The sequence below is a fragment of the Candidatus Streptomyces philanthi genome, assembly GCF_059553635.1.
Genome location: NZ_JCANQV010000326.1, coordinates 1 through 5,999, shown reverse-complemented (window position 1 = coordinate 5,999; position 5,999 = coordinate 1). Strand labels below are relative to the sequence as shown.

At 72.5% G+C, this 5,999-nt stretch carries 6 protein-coding genes and 1 pseudogene; 4 read left to right on the top strand and 3 right to left on the bottom strand.

Annotated features, from left to right (window positions below; genetic code table 11):
- Positions 1-287, bottom strand: a pseudogene (locus AC51EU_RS25930) (hypothetical protein); the annotation flags it as partial.
- 259 nt (positions 288-546) lie between these two features.
- On the opposite strand from AC51EU_RS25930, the gene purN reads away from it, so the two are divergent.
- The gene (gene purN / locus AC51EU_RS25925; RefSeq protein ID WP_496269500.1) at positions 547-1,200 is read left to right on the top strand and encodes a phosphoribosylglycinamide formyltransferase; all 654 of its coding nucleotides are present in this window, start codon (positions 547-549) and stop codon (positions 1,198-1,200) included.
- A complete protein-coding gene (purH, locus tag AC51EU_RS25920; protein ID WP_496269499.1) occupies positions 1,197-2,771 on the top strand; it encodes a bifunctional phosphoribosylaminoimidazolecarboxamide formyltransferase/IMP cyclohydrolase in 1,575 nt (524 codons plus the stop codon). The genes purN and purH overlap by 4 nt, the downstream gene beginning before the upstream one ends.
- Before the next feature lie 69 nt (positions 2,772-2,840).
- Here purH and AC51EU_RS25915 read toward each other — a convergent pair whose 3' ends face one another.
- The gene (locus AC51EU_RS25915) at positions 2,841-3,404 is read right to left on the bottom strand and encodes a hypothetical protein (RefSeq protein WP_496269498.1); all 564 of its coding nucleotides are present in this window, start codon (positions 3,402-3,404) and stop codon (positions 2,841-2,843) included.
- Between the two features lie 150 nt (positions 3,405-3,554).
- Positions 3,555-4,265: an RDD family protein gene (locus tag AC51EU_RS25910; protein ID WP_496269497.1), complete on the bottom strand. Its 711-nt coding sequence runs from the start codon at positions 4,263-4,265 to the stop codon at positions 3,555-3,557.
- Between the two features lie 313 nt (positions 4,266-4,578).
- Between AC51EU_RS25910 and AC51EU_RS25905 the strand changes: the two genes are divergently transcribed.
- Positions 4,579-5,433, top strand: a complete 855-nt coding sequence (locus AC51EU_RS25905) for a bifunctional methylenetetrahydrofolate dehydrogenase/methenyltetrahydrofolate cyclohydrolase (RefSeq protein WP_496269496.1) — start codon at positions 4,579-4,581, stop codon at positions 5,431-5,433.
- A 73-nt stretch (positions 5,434-5,506) separates the two neighbouring features.
- Complete coding sequence (locus tag AC51EU_RS25900) at positions 5,507-5,935, top strand: DUF3017 domain-containing protein (RefSeq protein ID WP_496269495.1); 429 nt, start codon at positions 5,507-5,509, stop codon at positions 5,933-5,935.
- Positions 5,936-5,999 lie beyond the last annotated feature (64 nt).

The following is a 5,999-nucleotide window of genomic DNA, read 5'->3' as shown; positions in this document are numbered from 1 at the left end:
CTGCCCCAGGCCGGGGGCCCGTCCTGCGGGGTCTCGTCCTGGCCGCCGTCGCCGTGCGCCCGGGGGCGCCACTCCTGGTCGGGGGCGTCGGCCGGCGGCGGGGCGAAGGGGTTGTCGTCGCGCTCGGGGGAGCGGCCGGACCCGCCCTCGTTCTCCTGGCCGCCGGACGCGCCTCCGGAGGACGAGCCCGATGAGGACGCCATGCGGTCACGCGGCAGCAGGGCCACTCCGGGGGCGGTGGCGGGCAAGGGCAGGAGGAGGGCCGCGCGGCGGCGTCGGTCCGGCATCTGGAGTGTGTCTTCCCCTTGTCTCGGGCGTCCGGCCGGCGGCGGGCCGTACGGACGATCACCACGAACAGCGTGCGTTCTCACGCCCGACGCTACCTCCCGTGTCCGCCCCCGTCCCGTGGGGGCCTTCCGGTGTGCCGGTATCGTTGCTGACGGTCGGCGCGTTCGTAGGGTTCCCCGTATCCAGGCTCCCCATGGGTTCGTGCGACCACACAAACCGTCGCAGCAGTACCCGCGAGCAACGCGAGAAAGACTCATCGTGGCCCCGCCTCCCGCTCCGTACCGCCCGGACCCCGCCGCCCCCGCCCGTCTCGTCGTCCTCGTCTCCGGTTCCGGGACGAACCTCCAGGCGCTGCTCGACGCCATCGAGGAGCAGGGGCCCGCGGCCTACGGCGCGCAGATCGTCGCCGTCGGCGCCGACCGCGACGGCATCGCCGGTCTCGAACGCGCCGAGCGGGCCGGGCTGCCGACGTTCGTCTGCCGGGTCAAGGACCACGACAGCCGCGCGGCCTGGGACGCCGCGCTCGCCGAGGCGACCGCCGCGTACGCGCCCGACCTCGTGGTCTCGGCCGGCTTCATGAAGATCGTGGGCAAGGAGTTCCTGGCCCGCTTCGGCGGCCGGACCGTGAACACCCACCCGGCCCTGCTGCCGAGCTTCCCCGGTGCCCACGGCGTCCGCGACGCCCTCGCGTACGGCGCGAAGGTCACCGGCTGCACCGTCCACTTCGTCGACGACGGCGTCGACACCGGCCCGATCATCGCCCAGGGCGTGGTCGAGATCCGGGACGAGGACGACGAATCCGCGCTGCACGAGCGCATCAAGGAAGTCGAGCGATCACTGCTCGTCGAGGTCGTGGGGCGTCTGGCCCGGCACGGCTACCGCATTGAGGGACGAAAGGTACGTATCTCGTGACCGCCACCGTCGAAGGTACGAAGCGGCCCATCCGCCGCGCACTGGTCAGCGTCTACGACAAGACGGGTCTCGAAGAGCTGGCGCGGGGGCTGCACGCGGCGGGCGTCCAGCTCGTCTCGACCGGCTCGACGGCCGGGCGGATCGCCGCGGCCGGGGTGCCGGTCACCAAGGTCGAGGAGCTGACCGGCTTCCCCGAGTGCCTGGACGGCCGGGTCAAGACGCTGCACCCGAAGGTGCACGCGGGCATCCTCGCCGACCTGCGCCTGACCGACCACCAGCGGCAGCTCGCCGACCTCGGCGTCGAGCCGTTCGACCTGGTGGTCGTCAACCTCTACCCGTTCCGGGAGACCGTCGCCTCCGGCGCCACCCCCGACGAATGCGTCGAGCAGATCGACATCGGCGGCCCCTCCATGGTCCGCGCCGCGGCCAAGAACCACCCCTCGGTCTCCGTGATCGTCAACCCCGAGCGGTACGCCGACGTCCTCGCCGCCGTCCAGGGCGGCGGCTTCGACCTGGCCGCCCGCAAGCGGCTGGCCGCCGAGGCGTTCCAGCACACCGCCGCCTACGACGTGGCCGTCGCCACCTGGATGACCAACGTCCACGCCCCCGAGGAGGACGGCGCCGCGCTGCCCGCGTTCCTCGGCGAGACCTGGGAGCGCCGCAGCACCCTGCGCTACGGCGAGAACCCGCACCAGGCCGCGGCCCTCTACGTCGACGGGCAGCCGGGCGGCATCGCCAACGCCGAGCAGCTGCACGGCAAGGAGATGTCGTTCAACAACTACGTGGACACCGAGGCCGCCCGCCGCGCCGCCCACGACCACGACGAGCCCTGCGTCGCGATCATCAAGCACGCCAACCCCTGCGGCATCGCCATCGGCGCGGACGTCGCCGAGGCGCACCGCAAGGCGCACGCCTGTGACCCGCTGTCCGCGTTCGGCGGCGTGATCGCGGTCAACCGCCCGGTGACCGTCGCCCTCGCCGAGCAGGTCGCGGAGATCTTCACCGAGGTCATCGCCGCCCCCGCGTACGAGGACGGGGCGGTCGAGGTCCTCGCCCGCAAGAAGAACATCCGGGTGCTGAAGGTCGAGGGCACCCCGCACCGGCCCGGCGACCTCAAGCCGCTGTCGGGCGGCGCGGTCCTCCAGCAGACCGACGTCTTCCAGTCCGCCGGCGACGACCCGGCCACCTGGACCCTCGCCTCCGGAGAGGCGCTGCCCGCCGACGAGCTGGCCGAGCTGGCCTTCGCCTGGAAGGCGTGCCGCGCGGTGAAGTCCAACGCGATCCTGCTCGCCAAGGACGGCGCCTCGGTGGGCGTCGGTATGGGCCAGGTCAACCGTGTCGACTCCTGCAAGCTGGCCGTCGAGCGCGCGGGCGAGGAGCGGGCGCGCGGCTCCTACGCGGCGTCGGACGCCTTCTTCCCCTTCCCCGACGGCCCGGAGATCCTCATCGAGGCCGGCGTCAAGGCGATCGTCCAGCCGGGCGGTTCGGTCCGTGACGAACTCGTCGTCGAGGCCGCCCGCAAGGCCGGGGTGACGATGTACTTCACCGGCACGCGGCACTTCTTCCACTGATCCGCGGCAGAACGACGGGGGGCGTCCCGGGAGTTCCGGGACGGCCGCCGTCGTGTGCGCGGGCCGGCGTCAGTAGCGCGGCCGGGTGAACCACGCCTTGGAGTCGTCCTTCGACACGAGGACGATCACCAGCACGCCCAGGGCGGTGTGGATCAGACCGAACGGGAAGCTGAGCAGGCTGATGGCGGTGGTCAGGACGCCGATGATGATGGCGGAGACCCGGACGCCGTTGCCCCCGCCCGCGAACTGGAGGGCGAGTGTGACCCCCACCACCGCGAAGATCGCGATCAGGACGATCACGCCGATCACCACGCCCTTGCCGAGACTCAGCACGGCCGCGGTGTCCTCGTCGCTGTAGGGGGCGGCCTCGTGCGACGCCTTGTTGAGGCCGCTCAGCAGCGCCACGGAGAGGGCCAGGCCGACCAGGTTCAGGGCGCCGAGCACGAACAGCATCACCCGGGCCGCCTTCACCCCGCCCGGCATGTCCGTCATCGGCATCGCGCCGGGCATCTGGGCCGGCATCCCGCCGCCCGGGTAGGCGCCGTACGGCGCGGCGGGCGGCTGCTGCGGATAGCCGTAGCCGGGCTGCTGGGCGGGCGGGGGACCGTAGGGGTTCTGCGGGGGGTAACTCATGAGCGGTGTCCTTCGGGCGTCGTGAGCGGGTGTCGGCGGGGGCCGGCGGCCGGGCGCCGGGGCCCCGCAAGGCGCCGCGAAGGCCCCCGGTCGCGGACGCGCGAGGGGGCCTTCGGAGGGCCGGTCAGGTCCGTGGGACCCGGAGCGGGATCACTGGGTCTTGACGACCACCGAGCCGATGACCTTGTCGGCGAAGGTCTGGGACTTGGCGTCCCACAGCGGCCACAGGTAGCCCAGGCCGCACAGGAGGCTGTCCAGGAAGTGGGCCAGGCGGCGGACGAAGGCCATGCCGAAGCCGAGCGGCTGGCCGGTGTCCTCGCGCACCAGGCGGATGCTCATCGCCTTCTTGCCGGGCGTCTGGCCGGTGCTGCCCTCCTTGACCATCAGGTAGATGCCGCCGGCGAACCCGATCACGATCGCGAGCAGGATCATCAGGACGGCGGCGGTCGGGAAGGAGACGTCGGACGCCGCGTTGATGGCGTCCACGCGGCACTGCATGTCGTCCGGCGCGCAGGCGGAGTAGTCCGGGGTGGACGACGTCGCGGAGGAGCTGGCGATGACGATGCCGATGATGTACAGGATGCCGGGGAGCACACCGATGATCAGGCCGTCGATGAGCGTCGCGGCGACACGCGAACCCCACCCCGCGTACGCCGGCGCCATCCCCGGCTGCCCCGGGTAGCCCGCGCCCTGCGGGTAGCCGTACTGGGGAGCGGCCTGCTGCGGGTAGCCGTAGGCGGCCTGCGGCTGCTGGGGGTAGCCGTAACCGGGCTGGCCCTGGGGGGCCTGCGGGGGCTGCTGCCCGTACGGGCCCTGCGGGGGCTGCTGTCCGTACGGATTGTTCGGGGCGCCGAAGCTCATGGGTGGGTTTCCTCCGTTGGGTCAGTGGGGGACGACGCGGCGTTGCTCGGAGGAATCACGCAGGTGTCTCACTGGCCCGCCCCCGATGATGCCCGCGGCACTGGCCGATAATCTTTCTTGCTGCGCGTTGATGTTGTCCAGCCGTGATGTGCAGGCGTTGTGCAAGTGCAATGAAAACTGTCGCAATGCGGACAGCCGGGACGTCCCCGTCCGGCCCCCGAAGCCGCTGACCGTGTGTTTCCGGCGGCCGGTCCGCCGCTCCCCGGCGCGACCTGATTGGAACGCGGGCACCGCCATCCGGGAGGATGGGGGTATGAGCGCCCAGATTCTCGATGGCAAGGCCACCGCAGCCGCGATCAAGACCGAGTTGACCGCCCGTGTGGCGGCGCTGAAGGAGCGGGGCGTCACGCCCGGCCTCGGCACCGTCCTCGTCGGCGACGACCCGGGCAGCCGCTGGTACGTCAACGGCAAGCACCGGGACTGCGCCCAGGTCGGCATCGCCTCCCTCCAGCGCGAGCTGCCGGCCACCGCCACCCAGGAGGAGATCGAGGCGGTCGTCCGGGAACTCAACGAGAACCCCGAGTGCACCGGCTACATCGTCCAGCTCCCGCTCCCCGAGGGCATCGACACCCACCGCATCCTGGAGCTGATGGACCCGGCCAAGGACGCCGACGGCCTGCACCCGATGAACCTGGGCCGGCTGGTGCTCAACGAGCCCGGCCCGCTGCCCTGCACCCCCTACGGCATCGTCCAGCTGCTGCGCCGTCACCACGTCGAGATCAAGGGCGCCCACGTGGTCGTCGTCGGCCGCGGCATCACCATCGGCCGGCCCATGCCGCTGGTCCTCACCCGTCGGTCGGAGAACGCGACCGTCACCCAGTGCCACACCGGCACCGTTGACCTCGCCGGCCACCTCAAGCAGGCCGACATCATCGTCGCCGCCGCCGGCGTGCCGCACATCATCACGCCCGAGAACGTCAAGCCCGGCGCGGTCGTGCTCGACGTCGGCGTCAGCCGGGACGAGAACGGCAAGATCGTCGGCGATGTGCACCCCGGCGTCGCCGAGGTCGCCGCGTGGGTCGCCCCCAACCCGGGCGGCGTCGGCCCGATGACCCGCGCCCAGCTGCTGGTCAACGTCGTCGAGGCGGCGGAACGCGCCGCCGGCTGAGCCCGCCCCCGTACGACCGTACGACCCCACGACCACCCGGACACCGACCGGGACACGGGAAGGACTGCCTGCCATGGGTGCCGAAGCGCCTGCGGACCCCCCCTCCGCTCCACAGCGCCGCCCGCGCCGCCTGCCCCAGCTGACACGGGACACCGCACGGCCGCAGGGCGGCGGCCGCGCGGCCCCGGGCGACTACCCCGCCCCCGCCCGGCAGTGGCCGCTGCTCAGCGTCATGGGCGGCGTCGCCCTCGGCCTGCTGCTGCTGGCGCTCGACGCGTACCGGGTCGGCGCGATCATCATCGGCCTGTCCCTGCTGGGCGGCGCGGCGCTGCGCTGGAGCCGTCCGTCCGTGGGCATGCTCGCCGTCCGCTCCCGCTTCACGGACGTCCTCACCTACGGCGTACTCGGCCTGACGGTCGTTCTGCTGTCCCTGATGGTGCAGCCCAAGCCCTGGCTGCACATCCCGTTCCTGGACGACCTGGTGCACCTCACGGTCCGGTAGCCCCGCGACAGGCATCCCCCGTTATGTTCTTCGCGGTCCTGCAATGGGGCCGCTGGCCTCCGGG

Excerpts from the sequence above, each read along its gene's own strand:
- AC51EU_RS25915 (WP_496269498.1), bottom strand. The coding sequence starts at position 3,404 with ATGAGTTACCCCCCGCAGAACCCCTACGGTCCCCCGCCCGCCCAGCAG.
- AC51EU_RS25910 (WP_496269497.1), bottom strand. The coding sequence starts at position 4,265 with ATGAGCTTCGGCGCCCCGAACAATCCGTACGGACAGCAGCCCCCGCAG.
- AC51EU_RS25905 (WP_496269496.1), top strand. The coding sequence starts at position 4,579 with ATGAGCGCCCAGATTCTCGATGGCAAGGCCACCGCAGCCGCGATCAAG.
- AC51EU_RS25900 (WP_496269495.1), top strand. The coding sequence starts at position 5,507 with ATGGGTGCCGAAGCGCCTGCGGACCCCCCCTCCGCTCCACAGCGCCGC.